This is a genomic window from Chryseolinea lacunae (assembly GCF_016735595.1).
Classification (GTDB): domain Bacteria; phylum Bacteroidota; class Bacteroidia; order Cytophagales; family Cyclobacteriaceae; genus Chryseolinea; species Chryseolinea lacunae.
Genome location: NZ_JAERRB010000010.1, coordinates 56320 through 79532 on the forward strand (window position 1 = coordinate 56320; position 23213 = coordinate 79532).

12 protein-coding genes are annotated in these 23213 nt (G+C 51.2%); 5 read left to right on the forward strand and 7 right to left on the reverse strand.

The features are described 5' to 3' along the window. Positions 1-334: 334 nt before the first annotated feature. The 4 genes from JI741_RS23610 (at position 335) to JI741_RS23625 (ending at position 9766) form a co-directional block, all read left to right on the forward strand. Positions 335-6829: a fibronectin type III domain-containing protein gene (locus tag JI741_RS23610; RefSeq protein ID WP_202013901.1), complete on the forward strand. Its 6495-nt coding sequence runs from the start codon at positions 335-337 to the stop codon at positions 6827-6829. 81 nt (positions 6830-6910) lie between these two features. Then, positions 6911-8029 carry an acyltransferase family protein gene (locus JI741_RS23615; RefSeq protein WP_202013902.1) on the forward strand — a complete coding sequence of 373 codons (1119 nt, stop codon included), beginning with the start codon at positions 6911-6913 and terminating at the stop codon, positions 8027-8029. Further along, complete coding sequence (locus tag JI741_RS23620; protein WP_202013903.1) at positions 8026-8670, forward strand: class I SAM-dependent methyltransferase; 645 nt, start codon at positions 8026-8028, stop codon at positions 8668-8670. Before JI741_RS23615 ends, JI741_RS23620 begins: the two co-directional genes overlap by 4 nt. After that, entirely contained in the window at positions 8633-9766 is a 1134-nt protein-coding gene (locus JI741_RS23625; protein WP_202013904.1) for a hypothetical protein, read from the forward strand. The genes JI741_RS23620 and JI741_RS23625 overlap by 38 nt, the downstream gene beginning before the upstream one ends. A gap of 14 nt (positions 9767-9780) precedes the next feature. Here JI741_RS23625 and JI741_RS23630 read toward each other — a convergent pair whose 3' ends face one another. The 7 genes from JI741_RS23630 to JI741_RS23660 all read right to left on the reverse strand — a co-directional run bounded on the left by JI741_RS23630 (position 9781) and on the right by JI741_RS23660 (position 21993). Next, positions 9781-11124 (reverse strand): PorP/SprF family type IX secretion system membrane protein, encoded by a 1344-nt coding sequence (locus tag JI741_RS23630; RefSeq protein WP_202013905.1) that lies wholly within the window; start codon positions 11122-11124, stop codon positions 9781-9783. 12 nt (positions 11125-11136) lie between these two features. Next, the gene (locus tag JI741_RS23635; RefSeq protein WP_202013906.1) at positions 11137-17184 is read right to left on the reverse strand and encodes a PKD domain-containing protein; all 6048 of its coding nucleotides are present in this window, start codon (positions 17182-17184) and stop codon (positions 11137-11139) included. Positions 17185-17779: 595 nt separating this feature from the next. Further along, on the reverse strand, positions 17780-18385 hold the full coding sequence (locus JI741_RS23640) for an acyltransferase (protein WP_202013907.1): 606 nt from the start codon (positions 18383-18385) through the stop codon (positions 17780-17782). Next, the gene (locus tag JI741_RS23645) at positions 18376-19281 is read right to left on the reverse strand and encodes a glycosyltransferase family 2 protein (protein ID WP_202013908.1); all 906 of its coding nucleotides are present in this window, start codon (positions 19279-19281) and stop codon (positions 18376-18378) included. The genes JI741_RS23640 and JI741_RS23645 overlap by 10 nt, the downstream gene beginning before the upstream one ends. Continuing rightward, positions 19281-20483, reverse strand: coding sequence for a glycosyltransferase family 2 protein (locus JI741_RS23650; protein ID WP_202013909.1), 1203 nt, complete (start codon positions 20481-20483; stop codon positions 19281-19283). The genes JI741_RS23645 and JI741_RS23650 overlap by 1 nt, the downstream gene beginning before the upstream one ends. A 6-nt stretch (positions 20484-20489) precedes the next feature. Then, positions 20490-21602, reverse strand: coding sequence for a sugar transferase (locus JI741_RS23655; RefSeq protein ID WP_202013910.1), 1113 nt, complete (start codon positions 21600-21602; stop codon positions 20490-20492). A 1-nt stretch (position 21603) separates the two neighbouring features. Then, entirely contained in the window at positions 21604-21993 is a 390-nt protein-coding gene (locus JI741_RS23660; protein ID WP_202013911.1) for a response regulator, read from the reverse strand. Positions 21994-22695: 702 nt separating this feature from the next. Here JI741_RS23660 and JI741_RS23665 point away from each other — a divergent pair. Beyond that, positions 22696-23124, forward strand: a complete 429-nt coding sequence (locus tag JI741_RS23665) for a CBS domain-containing protein (RefSeq protein ID WP_202013912.1) — start codon at positions 22696-22698, stop codon at positions 23122-23124. Positions 23125-23213: the final 89 nt, after the last annotated feature.

Consider the following 23213-nt stretch of genomic DNA (forward strand, 5'->3'; position numbering starts at 1 on the left):
CCCCTGAAATTAGCCAGAATTCAGGCTTCATTAAAAAATAACAGAAAAATACTATGTAATATTTTTGTCCGTTATGGTATAATTTTTAATTTCGTGTGTGCTTTTGTCGGCTGTCTATAGTTAATTTAATCTATTACCCTTTATGAAAAAGTCCCTGGCTTTACTTGCGACCTTGTTCCTGGTTGCATTTTCAGTCTTTTCCCAAACCGTCCCTTTTCCTACCGGTACACGCGACAACAATGCTTTGGAGCCTTGGGGCTACCAGCAAGTTGGTACCAACTGGGACACATCACCGTTCCTCCCGTTCATTTATCAAAACCGCTGGTTTAGGTTGATGCCTCCAAATGGGGTGACCTATAACACGCCTACGAAAACGTGGACGTTTTCCGAACCCGGAAAACTTTACCCGATGATCATCTTCCTGCACGGAGCAGGGGAGACGGGTACAGACAACAACAACCAGCTGAAACATGGTGGCCAGCGTCACAGAGACGCCGTGAAATCCGGATTATTTCCAGGATTTTTGTTTTATGAGCAATCTTCAACGCTTGATCAGATCAAGGCTCAGCTGGAGAAGATGATCTCTATTCTGCCCATCGACATCAACCGTATCTACATCCACGGTTTGTCTGGTGGTGGTGGTGACACGTGGAAGTTCACGATCGCCAACCCTACGCTGATCGCAGCAGCTTTCCCGATGTCGGCTTCTAACGATGATGCGAAACAAGAAAAAATGTTGTACATCCCCCTGCGTCAGTCGCAAGGTGAGAGAGACAACAACCCTAACCCGGGATGGACTCAGACGATCGTAGATTGGTTTAACACCAACGGTGGTCACCTTGAGTATTTCTACCTCCCTGGCGTGGGTCACGGCACATGGGAAACTATGTATGCCCGTCCTGATTTCTTCCCTTGGTTCTTATCGCACAAGAAAAATGAAATTTTAGTACTCTTTAATAGAAACGAACTTTGTCCTGGCGTTCCCACTTCTGCAACGATGGGTTTCACGCCCGGCTTCGACGCATATGAGTGGAGAAAAGACGGTGTGCTTATTCCGGGTGCAACCACTTACAAAATCACCGCTACGCAATTCGGTGTGTACACCGGTCGTATCAAAAACAGAGGTGTGTGGAGCGAATGGTCTGCTCCGGTTGAAGTGAAAACAAAACAACCTACCTACACGCCTGCTATCGTTCCTTCTGCTAACAAGACGATTGTGTTGCCCGCTCCCGACGGGTCGACAACAACATCGCTTGAAGAACCCGAAGGATACTCTGCTTATGTATGGAGAAACGCTGCAACCAACGCAATCGTAGCTAACACCCGTGTGTTCTCAACGGCAACTGTAGGCACATACAAAGCCACTGTGACTGAAGTGAACGGCTGTTCAAGTGTTGAATCGCCCGTGTTCACGGTGGTGAATGCAAACGGCCCTAACAAGCCCGACGGCATCAGTGGTTTCCTTGGCTATGCCAACACACAAACGCAAATCACCCTGGCGTGGAGCGACAACCCTACACCTCAAAACAACGAAACTGGTTTTGAAATCTACAGAGGTGCGACCGTTACTGGCCCCTTCACCTTATTGACGACTACGGCCGCCAATGCCAACACGTATGTTGACAGCGACCTGACGCCGAACACTACCTATTACTACCTGGTTCGCCCTATCAATGCCTCTGCGGCAGGTCCTATCTCGACCACCATTGGCGTGGCAACGAAAGTGGATGCAACACCTCCTACAGCGCCGTTGAACCTGGTTGTGGCGGGTAGCACAAAAACATCGGTTACACTGGTGTGGGAAGCTGCTACAGACAACGTAGGTGTGTATCGCTACGACATTTTCAAGAATGGCACAAAGGTGCTTGCTGTGAATGGTCTCTCGACTACCGTATATAACCTGACGCCTAATGAAGTGTATAACTTCGTTGTGAAAGCAAGAGACGTGACCGGCAACCTTTCGCCTGAAAGTAACCAGGTGACGGCGGCTTCGATCAACAACGGCCTCAACTATAAAGTATTCACCGGTTCATGGACTGTGCTTCCGGACTTCAACACGCTGACACCCGTGAAATTGGGCAACACGCCTAACATCGACCTTAGCGTGAGAACAACCGATACAAACTTTGCCATGTACTGGGAAGGTTACATCACCATCCCTGTAGCCGGTAACTATACCTTTGAAACATATTCCGACGACGGAAGCAAAGTGTACATCGGTGGCTACGGTGCATCTTATCAGGTTGTGAACAACGACGGTGCACACGGTTTGCAATACCGCACAGGCACAAAGAACTTTGCCACTGCCGGTACGTATCCGATTGTTATCACGTATTTCAACATCACAGGAACTGGAACGATGCAGTTGTATTGGAAAAATACAGCCAGCGGCATTGGTTCAACCCGTCAATTGATTCCGGATTCTCAATTCAAATCAACGTTCACGTATCCTGATGTGGCTCCGGCATTCCCGACACAACTTGCTGCGTCTGCCGTTGCCTACAACCAGATCAACCTGACCTGGAAAGACAACAGCACGAACGAAACAGGCTTCCAACTTTACAGAGCGACTGCTACAGCCGGCCCTTATGCAGCCATTGCTATCGTGCCTGCCAACACCACGTCCTACAGCGACAAGGCAGTTGATCCTGCAACGAAATATTTCTACCGTGTGAAGGCCATTGGCCGCTACGGTGAGTCGACCCTTTCGAATGAAATCACGAGAGGTGTTGCATACTCCTACTACGAACAGACCCTCACCACGTTGGCCAACATTAACTCGCTGACACCCACTTCTACGGGAACGTCCACAGGTTTCGACCTGACGCCCCGGAAGCGTGATGCAAACATTGCATTCAAGTGGGTTGGTAAGATTAAAATTGCCACTACCGGCAACTACACGTTCTTCACCACTTCGGATGACGGAAGCGTGTTGTTCATCGATGGTGTGCAACGTGTGGCAAACGACTTCAACCAAGGCATGACTGAGCGCTCCGGTGTGGTGAACAACCTCACGGCAGGCGTACACGACATCGTGGTTTCATACAGAAACGGTACAGGTGGTTTTGGACTTGAAGTTCGCTACCAAGGACCGGGCGTTGCCAAACAACTCATCCCGTCGACGGTGTTGGCTGATGACGATGTGAATGCTACAACCCTGCCGTTGCCTGCAGCCCCTGCAGCGCCGACAAGCCTTGCAGCATCGCCTTTGTCTAAGACCTCCATCAACGTTTCCTGGACAGATGCCAGCACAACAGAAACGGCATTCGAGTTGTATCGTTCGGTACACACTTCGACCAGCTTTGTGTTGTTCAAAACACTTCCTCCGAACACTACGAGCTTCCTTGACGAAGGATTGTTCCCCAATGAAACATACTTCTATAAAGTATCTGCAGTAGGTACAGGTGGAAGCACGTCCACAGCCATTGTGAGTGCAACTACGCTCAACACGCCTCCTGTGATCACAGGCATTGCCGACATCTTCCTGAAATATGGTAAGACACTTACGTTGAGTGTTGTGGCCCAGGACGACGATCACGAACCGTTGACACTCACTACGCAAAACCTGCCGGCCTTTGCAACGTTCTCGGATCAGGGCGACGGAACCGGTACACTGGTGTTCACACCTCAACTGGCGCACCTCGGACAGTATCCTAACATCCGGATATTTGCAACAGATCAACACACTGGAAAAGATACAGCCACCTTCAAGTTTGTGGTGACCGACAAAGACGTGCCCAACATTGTTCCTGTGAGCGATGTGACCATGAGCGAAGGTCAGACACGCGCCGTAACCATCACGGCATCGTCTGATGCCGGCACGCAGAACCTGATTTGGGAAGCGGTTGATTTCCCTGCCTTTGCTTCGCTGAGCAGCAATGCACAAGGCGTGGGAACCGTAACGCTTACTCCTGACTACATTCACTCAGGCGACTATTCACTCACTGTTAAGGTGAAGGATAACGTTGGCGGTGAATCGGCCAGAACCTTCAAAGTTTCTGTGGGCGATGTGAACCCGAACTCATCGGTATCGATGAACCTGGTGTACTCTACCAGCGCTGTCGCTCCCTGGAACAACATCACAAGCAAAACAACAACAGCGTTGAAAGACAACACAGGTGCTACCACCACCGTTGGTTTGGATTTCCAAACGACTGCCTGGAACACCTGGTTTGAAGGCGCCGTGACCGGCAACAACTCGGGTGTTTATCCTGACGCGGTAATCAGCGACTACTACTACTTCGGTATCTTCGGCGCGCCGAATACCGTGGATGTGAAAGTGACCGGTCTTAACCCTGCACGCAACTATACTCTTAGCTTCCTCGCCAGCAGCAAGTGGACAGGTGTATCCGACAACGGAACAACTACCTACACGATCGGTGCGAAGACGGTTTCGGTTGGAGCACAGAACAACAGCTCAACAGTAGGCAAGATCACCAGCGTGACCCCTGCGGCCGACGGTTCGATCACCTTCACCATGAGCAAAGAAGGTGCCTCGCAAGTAGGTTACCTGAATGCACTGGTTGTTGAATCGGTATATCAGGATGGCACTGCCCCTGCAGCACCCCGCGCACTTGACATCGCGCTCAACGCGAACAACGAAGCCAAGCTGGTTTGGGTGGATGCACCATTCAATGAAAATGGATTTGATGTGTTCCGTTCGCTCACAAAGAACGGCACCTATACAAAAGTGAACGCAGCAGCGGTAGCCGCCAACGGCACTACCTACACGGACGCCACAGTGGTGGAAGACACCAAGTATTACTACAAGGTTAGGTCGTTCAATGATGCAGGAGTGTCGGCTTACTCGAACATCGACTCGATCAGCGTTCCCAACCTTGCGCCTAAAATCACACTCACCGGTAGCCTGGCCCTCACCAGAGGCTCACAATCTACTGTGACGGTTTCGGCAACGGATCTTCCTGCCAACCAACTTACGATTGCTGTAACAGGTCTCCCTTCGTTCGCAACCTATCAGCAAAACACACCGCTCACCGGAACGATAACATTCAATCCGACTTCGGCTAACCTGGGTGTATTCTCCTTCACGGTGAAAGCAACGGATAACAAAGGTGCCGCCACAACGAAAGATGTGACAGTGACTGTAAGCGAAACATTGGTGTACAGAATATCGCTGAACTTCAGCCAGAGCTCGAATGCTGCAGCGCCTTGGAATAACACGTCGAAAGCCCCTGCGGTGAACGATGTGTTTGCAAACCTGAAAGACGATGGCGGTGTGAACCGTAACGTAAGTGTTACCCTCACCTCCGGCTTCGGTGGTGCTTTCAACGAAGGCGCAGTGACCGGATCGGATTCGGGTGTCGTGCCGGATGCCGTATTGAGAGAATACTACTGGTTTGGTGCCTTCAACGCGCCCAACGCAGCACAACTCAAAGTGTCGGGTTTGAGCAAGCTCAACAAGTACACGTTCAAATTCGTAGCCAGCAGTAACTTCACGAACAACGGATCAATCATCAACAATGGCAGCACGGTGTTCACCATCGGAAGCCGCACATCGTCGGTGAATGTTCAAGGCAACACCTCAAACCTGGCCGTGATCTCTGACGTGGTTACAAATGCCAACGGTGAAGTGACTGTCGACATTACGAAAGCAGGCGATGCAACAGTAGGTTACATCAACGGTTTGATAATCGAAGCTGTAGCCATCGATCCTTCCGGATTCGCACCTACTTCGCTGATCGCTTCGGCCAACTCGAAGACCAACATCATCATTGGCTGGTCAGACAATTCGCCTACGGAAACCGGATTTGAAGTGTATCGTTCCACCACCACTGCCGACGGCGTGTATTCGCTCATCGGAACAACTGCAACTGACGTGGCAACCTACACCGACAACACCGGTGCAACCAACGGCAAGAAATACTACTACAAAGTAAGAGCAATCATTCCTGGTGGCTTCACAGGCTACAGCAACGTGGCCAGCGCCGGAACAATCGCCTTCGCAGTATACATTAACATCAACGGTGTGGCAGCATACGATGCACCTGCACCTTGGAACAACCTGAGCCGCCTGGCGGTTGACAACGACGTGTTCTATAACCTGAGAGACGAATCCGGAAATCAAACCGGTCTGCGTCTCCGCTTCGAAGAAGCCATGGAAGGTATGAACGACTGGGGTATGTCTACCGGCAACAACTCGGGAATCTTCCCGGATAAAGTTCTGAAGAGCTTCTACTACACCAACGCCTACAACGGCATCGGTAAACTGACGATAGAAGGTTTGGATCAGGGATTCAATTACAACTTCGGATTCCTTGGCGCCATCGACGTGGCCTTGAACGTGACCACAAACTTTACGATCGGTTCCAGAACAGTATCGAACCGTCAGGATCAAAACATCTCGAACGTTGGCTATCTGAGAAGCATCGTTCCCGATCAGAATAGCGAAGTGAAGATCGCCGTGCAAGAAGCCCTTGGATCGCCTTGGTCAATCCTGAACGCGATCGTGATCGAAGCCTATCCTACAGACGACCGTAGTTCAGGTGTGTCGGGTGGCAGAACCGAAACCAAAGGTGGCACGATGCGTGAAGTTCGCTATGGCGAATCGAACCCTCAAGTGGTGCTGTATCCTAACCCTACTCAAAGCGAGCTGAACATCAAGACGCTCGACTCTTCAATCGGCGACATCCGCTATGCGGTGGTTGACCAAATGGGTAAGGTTGTGAAAGAAGGCACCTACACCAACGATGAAGTGACTTCGACCTTTAGCCTCGATCTGCAAGGCGACGGTGTGAAAAACTCCATCTACTTCCTGAAGCTTGCCTATCCCGATGGCAAAGTGCAAGTGAAGAAATTCGTTAAATACTAAGATGTTCTTTCAAGAAACCTACCTCATTCGCGTGAGGTAGGTTTTTTTTTATCGTATTCACAACACACATATCCCAGAAGATTGAAGTACGTAAAGAATCTAGACGGAATACGTGGCCTGGCCATCGTATTGGTAATGTTCTTTCACTATGATTATCTGATCGAGATGGGCTGGATGGGCGTCCAGTTGTTCTTTGTGCTGTCGGGCTATCTCATCACCACCATTCTGTTGCAAGACAAGCAGGAGCAATCGCTGGGCCTCTACATGAAGGGGTTCTACTGGCGACGTACCCTTCGGATTTTCCCGATCTACTATCTCTACATCTTTTTCGTCGCGGGCGTTTATGCCGCCTTTCACACACCCGAAGACTTCCGGGAAACGGCCCCGTTCCTGTTCACGTACACCTACAACTTATTTCCTCTGGTCTACGACTTCAGGTTTGATACCTTCTTCACACACTTCTGGTCGCTTTCTATTGAAGAGCAGTTCTATCTGTTCTGGCCGCTCATTGTCTACTTCCTCACGCTGCGTCAGCTGCGGGTGGTGCTGGTGGGCATGATCCTGGTAGCGCCTGTGATCCGCTTCCTGCTGGCCAGCTACCTGCTGGAAAAGGGAGTGTCTGCCGACTTCACCGGGCAGATTGTGTATCGCTTCACGTTTGGACAGTGGGACACGTTTGCCTTCGGGGCGGCGATCCCGGTGTTTGGATTGCTGTCGGCGCCCATCAACCCGGCCAAATGGCTTTGGGGTGCGGGCTTCCTCGCGGTGGCTCTGGGACTACTGAACTATGCGGCCATGGTGAACGGCGGATCTGGGGTGGGTATTAGCTCGCTGGGCTATCCGTGCGGGGGGATGGAAAACTATCAGTACGTTTGGTCCTACACGCTCATTGCCTTGTTGTGCATGTGCATCATTTTGGCGGTCGTGAAATACGAGCAGGGAAAGGTGGTTCGTGTGCTGTTCGGGAATGCGTTCATGGTGTTTCTGGGCAAGATATCGTATGGCCTATACGTTTATCATTGGATCATCTGGATGGCTTTTGGTAAATTTGCAAAGCCTTACTTTAAAATTCCATTGCTGGGATTTATATGCTATGGATTGATCTGCATCGGCGTGGCCTACATAAGCTTCGTGGTGGTTGAGAAGCCATTGCTTTCGTTTAAAAATAAGTTCTTCAACCGTAATCAAGTTGCAACATGATACAGACCAGTGAGTTGGTTTCTTTTTTGAAGCTGAAAACCGTGAAGTCGGGTTTCCTGGATCAAATTAAAGTCAGCTACCGGCCGTTGATCTGCCCGTTCGATGAGCTGCTCAACGAAGTGAAGGATGCCAAGAGCGCATTCGACATCGGATGTGGCTCAGGGCAATTTGCGTTGCTCCTGGCGGAATTCACAAACATCAAACGCATCGGAGGCATTGAGATCGACGACCGCCTGGTGAACAACGCCCGCGAGTTGCTAAAGCCCTACAGCGGCAAGGTGACCACCGATTTTCGTCCCTACGACGGCACCACGTTGCCCGACAATATGAATGAGTACGATCTCATTTTTCTCATCGACGTGCTGCATCACATCCCGGTGAAATTCCAGAACGAATTCTTCAAACGAGTATATGCCCACATGCGTCCGGGCGCGCGCTTCATCGTGAAAGACATTAACGGCGGAAGCCCTTTTGTGCTATTCAATAAAATGCATGACCTGGTGTTTGCCCGCGAGATCGGCCACGAATGGTCTATGAAGCGCCTTTGCGAAACCGCTGAGAAAATCGGTTTCAAAATTCTGAGTACGAATAAAAAGCAAATCTATGTTTACCCCCACTACACAGTTATCCTCACGAAGTAAGGTTGCCTATTCCATTCTCATCTTTTTCATCATTGCGTGGATGGCGGCCTATCCCATCTACACCAACTATTATCGCGGGCTTGCCATCGAACAATACGAACGTTTTCTCGATTGGAAAGCCGACCGTTCCATGTTCTACAATCCCTGGCAATACAGGATTTTGTGCTATGAAATCGTAGAGGGAACCTACCAGGTGCTCGATCACACCGTGTTCAAGCTCATTCACTTTGCCGGACCTCAACTGAACTTGCCGGGCAACACCGGCGACAAAAACGAAGTGACTCAAAAGATGCTTCGCCTGGCACAACAGCCGGAGTTCATCAAATACACCATCGTGTTCGTAGGATTCCGTTTCCTGCAAAACGCGTTGATCTTCTTTCTTGCGTTTCAATATTTTTCACACTTCCTGAAAAGCCGCTCAATCGTTTTGCTCAGCATCATGTTTATTCCGTTCATGATGGGCAATGCCGTGGTAGACAGCGATCTGTCGTTCAATACCTATATGGACGTGACGCTCTATTTGCTGGCGGGGCTGGTGATTGTGAAAGGCTATAGTGATTGGTGGATTGTGCCGCTCACCATTCTGGGGGCGTTGAACCGCGAAACATCGTTGATGATCCCGGCGATCTATTTCTGCTCAAAGGTCGATTGGTCGAAATGGCCCGACTTCAAACAGCTGTTCTTTACCAACTTCAAGCCGTGGATTGTTGCCGCGGTGTCTATGGTTTTCTTTGTAGTTATTTTTGCCGCCATACGGATGCACTTTGGTTATCGGCCACAGACCGATTGGCGTGTACCCGCCGGGTTGCCCATGCTGAAGCTTAACCTGTTCAGTTCGGTTAGCGTGAAAACGTATATGGAAATGTATGGCGTGTTTGGCTTCCTGCCCATCTGGTGCCTTTTCCTGTTCAAGGAAATGAATCAGTATCTCAAGATCTTTTTTATTGTGATCGTGCCGGTGTGGTTTGGCATTCATTTGTTTTCGGTGGTGGCCTACCAGAGTCGTTTATACCTGGTGCCTACGCTGCTGATTTTTCTGCCGGTGGTGTTGCAACACATCGAGAATCAAATACAGGCCAGGCAACGCCTGGCCTGATTTAAGAAAGGGCCTTATTCAAGTCGTTTATACCACGCGTCAGCAAACTGTGTTTCGTGGCGTATCTCCATCACGCGATCTAACGTGATGATCTTTGTTTTGTATTTCGAGATGTGCACGTAGTAGTAGTCATCCACTTTCTTTACTTCGGCGGTCACACCATCGTCGGCGAGGTAGCGCACCAGCTTGTTGGCGTTTGATTGTTTCTTGAATGTTCCCACAATCAGATAGTAATACTGGCCGGGCAGTTTGTCGTCAACTTCCATGTGATCTTCCCATGACGAACGTTTGGGTTCGGCCGCAGCGTTCTCGGTCTTTGCAACCGCGTTGTCGGTGGGAGAGACCGCACCGGTGCTATCGGTCTTCTCAGGGTCAACCGTCTTAGTAGCGGCCTTGGCCACATCTTCGTCGGTGCGCGCTGGCGCACTCTCTTTCGAAGGTTTCTTCGACGGCGTGTTTATCGAGCGACCAAAGCGCCACTTCACTTGCACTTCATTGGAACCGCCGGTCGACACCTGCATGTTGGGCGAGGGGAAGTCGTAGGCATAACCAATGGCGATATCCTTCACGTGCACGCGCAGCATGGCCGAAGGTCCAAAGTATTGACGGTAGCCGCCACCCACATCCAACACACCTTTGTAGGACACGAATGCGCTCGCTTCATAGAAGTTCACGTCGTCGTCGTTGAAGCGATATGAAATGGAGGGCTGCAACGCCCAGGTGTCGGGCACCAGGGTGAACCGGTAGGTGGCAAAGAGGTTTTTGTTCTTTAACGGACTGAGCGAAACCTTTTGGAAGCTCTCCTGCGACAAGGTCTTGTGATCGACCAGTTTCAACATGGAAAAGCCCAACACAAAACTCTTGAAAGTGTAGTTCACACCAAACTGACCATCAAACGAAAAATTGTTAGACGTTGTGCTGAGCAACGCCGGGTCCTGTAGATCGATGGGATTGGTGATGTCGTTCAGGCGAATGCGATTGGAAAACACGCCGGCCGAAATGCCAAACCCAAGAGAGTGATCGGTGGCCAGGGGAACCTTATAACCAAACGTGAGCATGGCCGAGGTTGCCGACACCAGCACGGTGCGGTCGTCATACACATTCAGGCCAATGGCCATGCGCGAATCAAGCGGATGTTGGATGTCGAATTGCAACGTGCGTGGTCCATCCTGAATCTGTGTCCATTGTTGGCGATAGGTAATGTTCGCCTCTGTGCGGCGCCCTGCGGCAACCATGGAGGGGTTGATGGTGTACGGATTAAAAATCCATTGTGTGTAGAAGGGGTATTGCTGTCCCGCGCAGGGTAACGCAAGCGAGGCGAGAAGCAAAACCGATACGATGGTAAAAAATTTCAGCATAGGGTCACAGGCTTAGCGTAATATTCGGACTGCTCCGGTCAGTTTGCGGCCGTCCGTACAAGAGAGCGTATAGTAATAATCACCCTCGTTCAGCGGTTTGCCATGGAAGGTTCCGTTCCAGTTGTTCTCGTAGGGGAAGGCTCCAAACACTTCCTGTCCCGAGCGGGCAAAAACTTTCAGCGAGCATTCGCGATACGCTTCCACGTTACGGAAAGTCCAGTAGTCGCCAACGGCATCGTTGTTCGGGGAGAAGAATTTTGGAATCTCATCCACCTTCTCGATCACGGTGATGTTCACATCGTCAAAGCCGCTCAGCGTATCGCTGTCCACCACGGTGAGGCGGAAGGCATACGACCCCAACGTCATGTCGGTGATGTGCAGGATATTGTTTTCCACAGTATAGGGCACTTGCGCACCGGCCGTCTGTTCCCAGAGGTAACGTTCAATAAAGCCATCGGGATCAAGACCCTCTCCGGCAATGGACACGGCGTTGTCGGGCAACACCACAGTCAGGTCGTCGCCGGCATAGGCAATCGGTTTTTTCTTGGTGTCGTTGGGATTCTCCGAAACAAATACAATGGCATCGCTAAAGGCCGAAGCACTGTTGTTGTCGGTTGCCGTAAGTCTGAAAACATACGTTCCGATCACGAGATTGCTCACGGTTAACGTCAGGCTGGTGGAGTTCGCAAGGGTGGCCGTGTTGGGGCCTTGCAATTGTGTCCACTTCACGGCGGTCACGGTTCCATCAGTATCGGTCGCGGTGCCGTTCAGCGTAGTGGCCGTAGCGGGAAGGCTCACCACCTGACTTGGTCCGGCATCCACAACGGGAGGCTGGTTAGGTGGCACGGGGTTCACAACCACCTGCACGTTGTCGGAGGCAACAACGCCCGAGTTGTCTGTGGCGGTGAGCGTGAACACATAGGTGCCAACGGCGAGGCCCGACAGTTGCAGGCTCAGCGTTTGGTCTCCTGTTAATGTCGCTGCTCCGCCGCTGGTTTTGGTCCACTTCAGGGTAGCAATGCTGCCGTCCGAATCTGTGGCCGTGCCGTTCAGGGTGACCTGCGTAGTGGGCAATGCAATTGTTTTGTCCGGACCGGCGCTCACCGTAGGAGGCTGGTTCACGGTGCCGGGCATCACCTTCACCACAATCTGATCAAACGATGATGCACCCACATTGTCGGTGGCTGTCAATTGCAATGTATAGGTTCCTTCCACAAGATTGGTCACGTCCAGGTCTTGCTCGGTAGGATTGTTCAGCGTTAATGCGGGGCCGTTCACTTTGGTCCACAGAAAATTTTGAACGGCACCGTCGTCGGTTACCGAAGCTTTCAGGGACAGTGTGGTCTGGGGAAGATAGATGGTGGTGTCGTTGCCCACAATCACCTGAGGAGCGAGGTTGTTAGTAGGCGGGGCCACCACCAGGGCCATCTCGTCAAACGAACTGGCCAGCATGTCGTCGGTCACGGTGATGCGATACACAAACGAACCTTGTGTCAGCGCGCTCACTTTCAGCGTCGGCACGTCCTGGCCGGTCATGGTAGAAGGTGGTCCGCCGGGTTGTGTCCAGGCATATTCAATCACCGTGCCGTCCACATCCGATCCGCTTCCCAGCAGCGATGTGGCATTCACGGGCAGATACAAACGCTTGTCGCCACCGGCAAATGCAATAGGAGGCTGGTTGATGTTTTGTGGTCTCACAATCACCATCGTCACATCTTCGTTGGAGGCGCCGCCATTGTCGGTCACCACAAGCTTGAAGGTATATTGTCCTGCAGCCATACCGGTAACGGTAAGGGTAGGGGTGTTGTCATTGGCCAATGTTGCTGCACCGCCGCTCACTTTAGACCACTTATAGGTTGTGATGATGCCATCCGGATCAAAACCGGAACCCACGAGGTTGATGCTGTTGGTGGGCAGCGTGATGGTTTGGTTATCCTGAACTATGGCCACGGGAGGCTTGTTGGCCGACGCGTCGCTCACCGTCACCAGGATGTCGTCAGAGCCGGTAGCATTGGCGTTGTCGGTTACCGTGAGTCGGAACGTATAGGTGCCCAGCGCCAGGTTGGAAATGTCTGTTGTAGCGGCCGCAGGCGTAGCAATAACAGCACCGGCAGGTCCGCTGGCCTGTGTCCAGGCATACTTGGTGATCGTGCCGTCTTCATCAAAGCCCGACCCGGTCAGGCTGGTGGTCGACGCAGGCTGATAGAGTGACTGGTTCGGTCCGGCATCGGCAAACGGACTATGGTTCACCGTAGCAGGCAGCACCGTGACGGTGGCAGAAGAAGCGGCAGTAGCACCCTTGTCGTCGGTCACCGTGAGGCGGAACACGTAGGTTCCTTGCAGCAGTCCATTCACAATCAACGATGCATTGGTGGGCGTTGCAAGCGTGGCGGCAGGGCCGGAGGTTTTTATCCACGCATACGAAGCGATGGAACCATCGCTATCGGTTCCCGATCCTGCCAGCGTCACCGTGTTGGTGGGGAGCTGAATGATTTTATTGCCACCGCTGTTGGCCACGGGCGGTTGATTTGTGGTGGCCGGTAGCACAGTCACCTGCACGTCGTCGGTGCCGGTGCCGCCGTTGTTGTCGGTCACGGTGATTTTGAATTTATAAACACCTTGCACCAGGTTTAGCACGGTCAATGCGTCGGTGTTCTGGTTGTCCATGAGGGCAGCCGTGCCACCGGTTTGTGTCCAGGCATTCGACACGATGGTGCCATCGGGATCGTTGGCTGTCGACGTAAGCACGATGCTGTTGGTGGGCAGGTAAATCACCTGATCCGACTCTGCCTTCACCAGCGGAAGTTGATTGGTGGATGCGGGCAATACCGTGAGGGTCATCTGATCTTCAGCGGTGGCCAGCATGTCGTCTGTCACGGTGATCTTGAAAACATAGTTGCCCACAATAAGGTTGCTCACCGACAGTGTAGCCGATCCTTGTCCGCTGAGGGTGGCCGTGTTGGGACCTGAAACCTGTATCCAGGCGAAGAGGTCAATCGTTCCGTCGGGGTCGTTGGCGCTGGCATTGATTTCATAGGAACCCACCGCGGCAGAAACCGTTTTGTCACCACCGGCATTCACCACCGGCGAGATGTTGCCCGTGGTCACGGTCACGGTCGCGAGATCGCTGGCCGATGCACCTTGATTGTCGGTCACGGTAAAGCGGAACACATAGATTCCTTCCACCAGGGCGGAGAGCGAAAGCGTTGCCGTGTTGTCGCCGCTGATCGTTACAGCGGGGCCACTGGCCTTTGTCCACACCACGCTGGCAATCGATCCATCGGGGTCCGACGATGTGCCTGTGAGTGTGGTGGAATTGGCTGGCAAGGTCACAAACTTGTTGGGGCCTGCGCTGGCCACGGGCGACTGATTCACGGTGTTGGGCTGCACCGCCACCACTACGTCGGCGGAGTTCTTCGCGCCTTTGGTGTCGGTTGCTTCGAGGGTAAACACATAGACACCCGCCACCAGATTTTGCAGCGTGAGGTTCAGGGTATTTTGATTGACAAGGGTCGCCGTCGGGCCGCTTTTTTTCGTCCACACGGTCGTGGCAATGCCGTCGGCATCGGTCGCCGTTCCGGTGAGGATAACGGTGTTGGTAGGCAGGGTCAGATTCTTGTCGGCACCGGCATTCACCACCGGCGGTGTGTTCACAGGGATGGCGTTCACCACTACCGTCACTTCATCATAGGCGCTGGCGCTGTTGTTGTCGGTCACGGTCAGCCGGAACACATAGGTGCCGGCCACCAATCCGCTCGCGGTGAGCGTGGCTGTGGCCGCGTTGGTGAGCGTTGCTGCACCGCCGCTGGTTTTGGTCCACGCATAGGTGGTGATGGAACCGTCGTCTGTAGCAGACCCGGAAATCACAACGGTATTGGTGGGCAATGTAATCGACAGATCTTTGCCGGCGTTGGGCACCGGGTTTTGGTTGGCCTGTAGCACCTGCACTGTCACTTCGTCAAACGCGGTGGCACCTTTGTCGTCGGTCACCGTCACGCGAAATACGTAAGTACCCAACAAAAGGCTGCTGGCGGTAAGCGATATTGTTTTGTCATTGGCCAGGGTGGCAGTAGAGCCGGATTTCTTTTCCCACAAAAACGTGAGCGCACCACCTTCCGGATCAGAAGCTGTGGCGGTCAGCACCACCTGGTTAATAGGGAGATAAATGGTCTTGTCTGCGCCGGCCGCCACAACGGGAGGCTTATTGGTCGCGGCGGGATTCACCGTCACCTTCACAGTGGCTGTGGCCGAGGCCCCTTTGTCGTCGGTCACCGTCAGTTGAAATTGGTAGGTGCCCTCCAGCAAGGCCGTCAGCACAAGGTCTGTAGTGGTTGCTCCGGCCAGTGTAACGGCAGGGCCACTCAACTTGGCCCACGCATAGGTAAGCACTGAGCCTTCGGGATCTGTGCCCTGACCTTTCAGAGTGATGGTGCTCGTAGGCAGGGTTACTGTCTGATCTTTTCCCGCATTGGCGGTAGGGTTTTGATTGACGGCCGCCGGATTCACCGTCACGGTCACGTCGTCAAAAGCTGAGCCGCCGGCGTCAGTCACTTCCAGTTGAAAAACATAACTGCCCGCCACAAGACCACTCACACTCAGTGTCGCGGTGAGGTCGTTGGCAAGGGTGGCCACGCCTCCCGATTTCTTGGTCCACTTATAGCCGGTGATGCCCGTCGCGCTGTTGCCCGAGCCGGGCAATGTCACCGAGTTGGTAGGCAATGTGATGATCACATCCTTGCCTGCGTTGGAGGATACTTTTCCACTTTGATATTCAAATGCTCCGATGTCAAACTTTCCATTCGAAGGGCGGATGTTGCCATCGAAGTCGTCGGTGATGCCGAACGACGTCATGTCTTTGCCGGCATCGAGGGCGGGAGAGGTTGGCTGCAAGTGAAAATCTTTGCCCGACGCGTTGACAAACTTCGGCAGGTTGATGTCATTTGTTTTGATGTTGTTGGCGTCGATCAGTTTGATAACACCACTCGGGTTGTTCAGCTTCACATACGAATAGCCCGACTGGTTTGTGGCCACAATGATGTTGTTGACAAACTGCGACTGGGCAGGGTTCTCGCTAAACATCAGCAGACCCACCATCTGACAATTGATAAGCGTGTTGTTGGTAACAATGAAGCCGGTAGGGGCATAGCCCGGGTTGGTGTCCTGCAGCAGGAAGCCACCCTGAAGACCGTTGATGCCAATGTTGTTGTAGTAGATTCCACCGCCCCCCGAATCGTAATAACAATGACCGGTGCCGGTGTCAACGATGTTGTCGTGCACCAGCGCGCGCGTTGTGCCACCGCCGGCCTGAAAGCCGTTCTGGTGACCATAGTTGGCTTTGGTGGCCACGTTATAGATGGTGTTGTGATGCACTTCCACATCTTTGGGTGCGCCACCAATCTGGATGCCGTCGTTTCCGATGTTGCGCAGTTCGTTGTTATAGATGTAGACGCCTTCCATGGCGTGCTCCAAAACGGTTTGTCCGCAACCGCGGTCAACACCCGTGTCGTAGTGCGAATTGCCGAGGTACACGCCTTCGCAGCCTGTGTCGCCGATATAGTTGTCGTGGATGCGAGTGTTGGTCATGGCAAAGTTCGCGCGCCATGTTTTTTGATCGCACGTGGGGTCGGTCTTGGCCACAATGCCGCAGCAGCCGGTGAAGTTCACTTTCAGGTGATCGGCTTCCACTTCGGTGGACAAGCCCTGGAAGTTTATCCCCATTTGGCCACCCCGAATTTCAATACCATATTTTTCTGCTGGATTTGCTGAGCCCGTAAACTGGATGTATTGGCAATTGTCGACTTGAATACAGTTACCATAGCTGGCCGGCGCGTTGATAACCACTTTGCCGTCGCACATGTTGGTGATGATAACGGGCTTGTCTTTTGTTCCTTTGATGTTTAAGAGACCGATGCCGGTTCGTGTTCCCGAGGCAAAACATATTTTGTTTCCGGGTTTAACACCTTTCTTTGCGCCGTCAAATTGCCACTCGGTGGCAGCAGTTGAAATGATGAAGTCACACCCGCACTGGGCATAGACGTGGCTGCATAGCGTTGTTAGCACAGCGGTAAGAACCACTAGAGTAGAGAGTCGACAAGCCATAATCCTTATAGTTCTATATTACTTAATCTACAAAAAAGCAAAACAAGAATAACTGCTTTTCATTTGTTATTTTATTCTAAACCTATGAAATGCAGGAAATCCAAGTTAACCCGTGTTTAATTTCTTTTATGTCTATCCAATCCATAGTGTCTTTCCCTTCGAAAAATCAGGAAGAATTCCAGGATTGGGATGGTCGACCAGGCAAGTGCAGGGTCTGCCATCGTGCAAGATAGACTGCCGTTTCCAAAATGCCGCACATCTGAAATCGATTTCCTGGCGCTTGATTTCGAAAACTGCAATGGATCACACAACACAACGGTGATGCGGCGTATACGCAGGCCGTTCGATTTTTTAACGGCAATTTCAAACAAGAAGAAACATTGTCTGAGGCCCGGGTGTAGCCAAAGAAGTGTCGGTGTCCACGTACCTGTAGTCCATCGGATACTCATAGGTCAAAAGCGCGTTAGGCGTGATTTGAAGTAAGATGCGTACATCGGGCCAAGGCCTGGGGGAAGCCTGGTAGGACAATTTACTAAAAAGGATTTTTAATGTATAGTCATACATCGATTTTCTTAATCACCTTCGCGGGCACTCCGCCCACCACAGTGTAAGGAGGAACGTCGCGTGTAACCACGGAGCCTGTGGCCACCACGGCACCCTTGCCAATGCGAACGCCTTTGAGAATGGTCGAGCGCGTGGCAATCCACACGTCATCTTCTATGATGACAGGCTTTGCCACACCATCCGAGAAGTGGTCCTTCAGATCGTGAAAGTCGCTGTCGAGAATGATGGTATAGGGGGCTATTCTAACGTTGGCGCCAATCTCCACGCGGTGTTGCACATCGATGTGCACGCCGTTGAGCCGCGAGTTTGTGCCCACAATGAGCGATCCCTTTTTTCCGGTATAAAGCTTGGCCTGCACAATGTTCGACCACACGCGCACTTCATCGCCCAGAATCATCTCGCCACGGTTGTCGATGACCGGTTTTCGGTTGATCGACACCATGCGACCGATGCGTGTGCACTTGCGCAAATAGATGCGTGCCATGAACACCCGCATGCCACCTTGAAAAAGATTGATAAAGAAATCAAGCGAACTGCTGTCGGGATTGCTGCGTTTGAACGCCTCCTGCTTTGATCGGATGGTAGCGGCTATAGACATACACCCAAAGCTAATCGTAAGTGTGTCAAATTCCATCCCACCCCACGCAAAAATGCTTTCAATAAAGTCATCTTACCCTTGGCCGTATACTTCAGGATATTCCACGGCAACGAAACGGTGAAGAAAAAAAGCATGCCGCTCAACAAGGGTATGCCACTGAAATTGCGACGCATGAAAATGAGCCGGTTTCGGGTGAGGTAATAGGTCTTGAGCGGACTGTCGTTGCCGGTGCTCACCGACTCGGTGTGCAATATTTTGGAATCGCCGATGTAATACATCGAGAAGCCGGCGCGCTTCACCATCTCACACCAGTCGTGTTCTTCGTAATAGAGAAAATATAACTCAGGCATGAGCCCCACCAGGTCAATGATTCTGCGGGGAATGATCAATGCGGCGCCGTGACCCAGGTCGGTTTTATAATTCTTATCATACTGGCCATGGTCTTGTTCCAACAACCCAAGTCTGCGTCCGCGTCCAGTATAGGGATTGATGCGAATGGCTCCGGCATATTGCAAGGTCTTTCCGTCGGGATACAAAACTTTTGGCGTGGCCATGCCGGCATCGGGGTGTGACTCCATAAACGCAACGATGGGCTCCAGGAAATCCGGAAACACAATCGTGTCGCTGTTCACCAGAAACACATAGTCACCTTTAGAGGCTTTGATGCCCAAATTATTTCCGCCGGCGAAACCGAGGTTTACATCGCTTTGAATAAATTTTATCCAGGGAAATTTTGCCGTGAGTGCTGCGCCAGGCGACACCTTTGAAGCATTGTCCACAACGATCATCTCGATGTTCTTGTAGGTTAGCTTCTCCACAGATTCCAATAGTTGCTGGGTGTCTGTAAGGGTGTTGTAGTTTATGGTGATGAGCGAAACTAACGGTGAGGGAGCCATTAGAGTTTTGGATTAAGGGGTTTTTCGGAGGTGAGGTGCTGTTGTCCGTGCGGCGTATGAATAAACTTCTTGTTGGCGCCTTTCAATTTGAAGAGCAGCGAAAACATGCGCACAAACAAATAGGGGAGCGACAACAAGGCTTTCAAAAATTTAATCGAATAGAACTCACGTGGGATGGACAATAATGTGGCCACCATGTTCACAACAAACAACGTCGCCCAGATGCCATACCCATAGTGAAGATAGTCGCGCACAAAGAACAAACCCACCGTGAGCAGCGTTAGCAAACCGAGGTTGATGAGGCGTGGCAATTGAATGTTGGTGAGGATAGCGCTTTTGAAGAACAGGAAATTGCCTGTGAACAACGAGGTCACGCCTTGTTTGAAATACTTGCGCAGGTAAAAGAACTGACTCGCGATCCAGCGCTTCCGTTGGTTTTCGAACGACTTGGTCTGTGCCACTTTTTCGTCATACACAATCGCATCGCGGTCATAGTAGACATGCACTTTATCCTGGAGCAACAGCAACTCCAGCTCGCGGTCGAAACCTCCCACGGAGTTCATGCTGGTGAGTTTGCTTTTGAAGATACCATAGTCAAACACAATCCCCGACCCAATGATAGACGCCGGCATGCCCAGCGCTACGGTGCCCTGGCGATAGATGTAGTTGTTGATGGCTTCGCTCACGCCGTCGAGAAACGCGAGTGAATTCTCGTCGTTCTTGGCTTTGCGCCGACCTTGAATGACCCGATAGCCTTTCTGGAGCAGACCGTTCATGCGATGCAGGAAATTGTCTTCCATAACGTTGTCGGCATCGAGCAACGCCACGGCATCATAAACGCCGTCGGGCAACACTTCCAGGGCCTTGTTGATGGACTTCACTTTTGTGCTGTTGGTGAACGACACTTCAATCACCCGCAGGCGGAGCTGCTTCAGGGCCACGATGGTTTCGGGCTGCAGCGAGTCGGCGATGACCACCACATCAAACGCTTCCGCAGGATAGGGGTGAACAACAGCCTGCCGGGCCACGGACAATATCACCGCGTCTTCCTTGTAGGAAGGGATGAGAACACAAAACTTTTTGAAGGAGCTGGGGGCATCCAACGGCACCGTTCGATAGAACAAGCCCCCGACAGAAAAGAATGCAGTATAGAAAACGACGAATACGAAATAAGAAAGAACCAGCAGCTCAAGTATCCACATGACGGCTTAAACGCGCTGCTTCTGGATAAGGGCTGGGAATGTTCCTACAAATATTTTCATATCATACAGGAACGAATTGTTCATGGCATACTCCATGTCCAGCTGAATTCTTTCTTCTTCCGACATATTTTCCTTGCCGCGTTTGGTCACTTGCCATAGCCCGGTGATGCCGGCAGGGGCTAGAAATCTCCATGCGATCTGGTCTTTTGTCAGTTTTTCGGCTTCATACAGGGGCAGGGGGCGGTTGCCCACCAACGACATGTCACCTTTCAATACGTTGATCAACTGGGGCAGTTCGTCAAGGCTGGTATCTCTCAACACCTGGCCAAGGCGCGACACACGGGGGTCGTTCTTCAATTTAAAGAACACACTGCCATCGGTTTGTTCGCTGTATTGATTCAGGTGCGCAAGCTTTGCCAATTCGGCGTCGGCACCAATGCGCATAGATCTAAATTTGTAGAAGTCGAAAATTTTGTAGCCGGAGCCGGCGCGTTTCGAAATGTAAAACACAGGGCCTTTAGACTCCAGTTTAATGAGGAGCGCTACCAGCAACATGATGGGCGACAAGAAGAGCAATGCTGTTCCCGAAACCAGGATGTCGAAGGTTCTCTTCAACGCCCACAGCTTGATTTTTGGAGCATCGTCCATGGCTTGCTTCACGTAGGGCTTGTTGCCACGCTTGTTTTTATAGTTCTTCAGCTTGGTGATGAACTCGAGGCGTTTCAGGTAGGCTGCGGTGATGCTACCATAAAAGTAGTCGTCCACACCGTTCTTCAACGCGAGCTCGCGGCATTGCTGATCGTATTTTGCAGAATAAACCACCAGGGGAATGGCTTGCGCTTTGGCCAGTGTTTTCAGAGGCTGAAGGGCAGGAGTGAGCTGGTCAGGGTGAACAAACAGCGCATCAATTTGCTCGGAAGCAATGATGCTGTTCACAGCCCCTTGCAGGGTGGTGTTGGTAAAAAGAGTCGCACCCAGGGCATATTCGTTTTCCAGGGCATTTGCCGGAAAACCGATACGAAGGATGTGACGGGTCAGATCTTTGGCAGACACGGGTTGTGAGTCGATGCTAAGATCTGCGCTAAAATTTTGGGAGTTAAAGGGTAGAACCGCTTCCATGTTAATTTACAAGTAAATTTTCCTTACGAAACGCTAATGCACGATCAACCTCTGTCACGAGGGACTGAGGATCGAAGGGTTTGAGCAGGTACGTGAACGCACCGAGTTCAAGACATCTTCTTCGCTTGCTTCCATCTTCAAAGCCGGAGAGCACAATAACGGGGATGTTGGTGAACAGCCCGCTGTTGCTCAGGTTTTCAAGAAGTTCAATGCCGTCGAGATTGGGCAACTTTAAATCAGAAATGATGAGGTCCGGCGTATTGCCATCGGTCAGCCACGACCAGGCTTCCATACCATCGTTAATGATAAAAATTTCGCAAGTATTCTTGAGGATTTTCTCAAGAAGCAAACAAAGAGGAGCGTCATCCTCGATCAGCAACACTTTTTTCATGGTATTAAAAATTTAAATACCGAATAAAAACTATTGCTTTAAAGATTTGTGAAGAGCGCTTAGGACTGGATTCGGGATCTTTAAAGCCAAACTATTATTAGACATTTCAAAACTAACAAAAAACATTATCGCATGTAACTTTTTTGCAGATTTTATTTAAATATTTTCATGCGAACGTGTGAATAGGGCTGATTTCGGGGATAAAATAACTGAAATCGTCTATAAAATTCCCCAGAAGCATTTTTTTTCATGTACTGCTTTATACTTTTTTGGTCACTTTTTGAATCCGGGCATCACCGGTTAAGTAACCACCCGGGCCACCGTTCATACCCGTTTTTCTTTCAACACTACCATACATCGCTCGGGTATGGTTCTTACGAATCAACAGTCAGGAGGTTGCCAAACCTGAACTTTTGTAAGCATTTTTTTTGAAGCGACCCTGGTTTAGGAAGGTCATTGTGTGTTGGGCGATGTGATTTTTTGGAAAAGCGATGCATTTCCGAACCTGCGGCGCCTGTTTTTTCATCGACCGTTTTTCCCGGGGTGTCCGGCAGTAAAAAAGCATCCCAAGCCTGCATGAAGCCCTCCGGCCGTCCGTTGAATGTGTCCGTAAAAATGTTTCTGGTATCACTAAATCGATTGCAGGCTTGCTTTTAGTGTTTAGATCTCCTAAATTCATTTCATCATCATCCGCTTTATTTTATGGGAAAAGTCAGAAACATCCTGCAGAATAAAGGTACTGCCGTCTTCAGCGTTGAACCTACCATCACTGTGTATCATGGCTTGGAGTTAATGGTTGAACAGAATGTCGGAGGCCTGCTAATCTGCGAAAATGGAAAACTGGTCGGTATCTTCACCGAACGCGATTATGCCCGCAAGCTCGTGTTGAAAGGGAAAAATTCAAAAGAAACCCTCATCCGAGAGCTCATGAGTGAGCGCCCCATCACCGTATGTCCCGATGATAGTATAGAGGAATGTATGCAGGTTATGACCAACCGCAGCATCCGCCACCTGCCGGTGCTGGACGGCGAAACACTGGTCGGCATCATTTCCATCGGCGACATCATTCGCTACATGCTCGAAGAACAACGGTTCATCATCGAGAACCTCGAGCAGTACATCACGCACTAAACGCGCACTGTGGCAGCGGAAAGAGAATTTCGCTGCAAGCATCTTTGACAAACCTGTCTGGTTAATTTTTGAACGTCGGCATTCCAAAC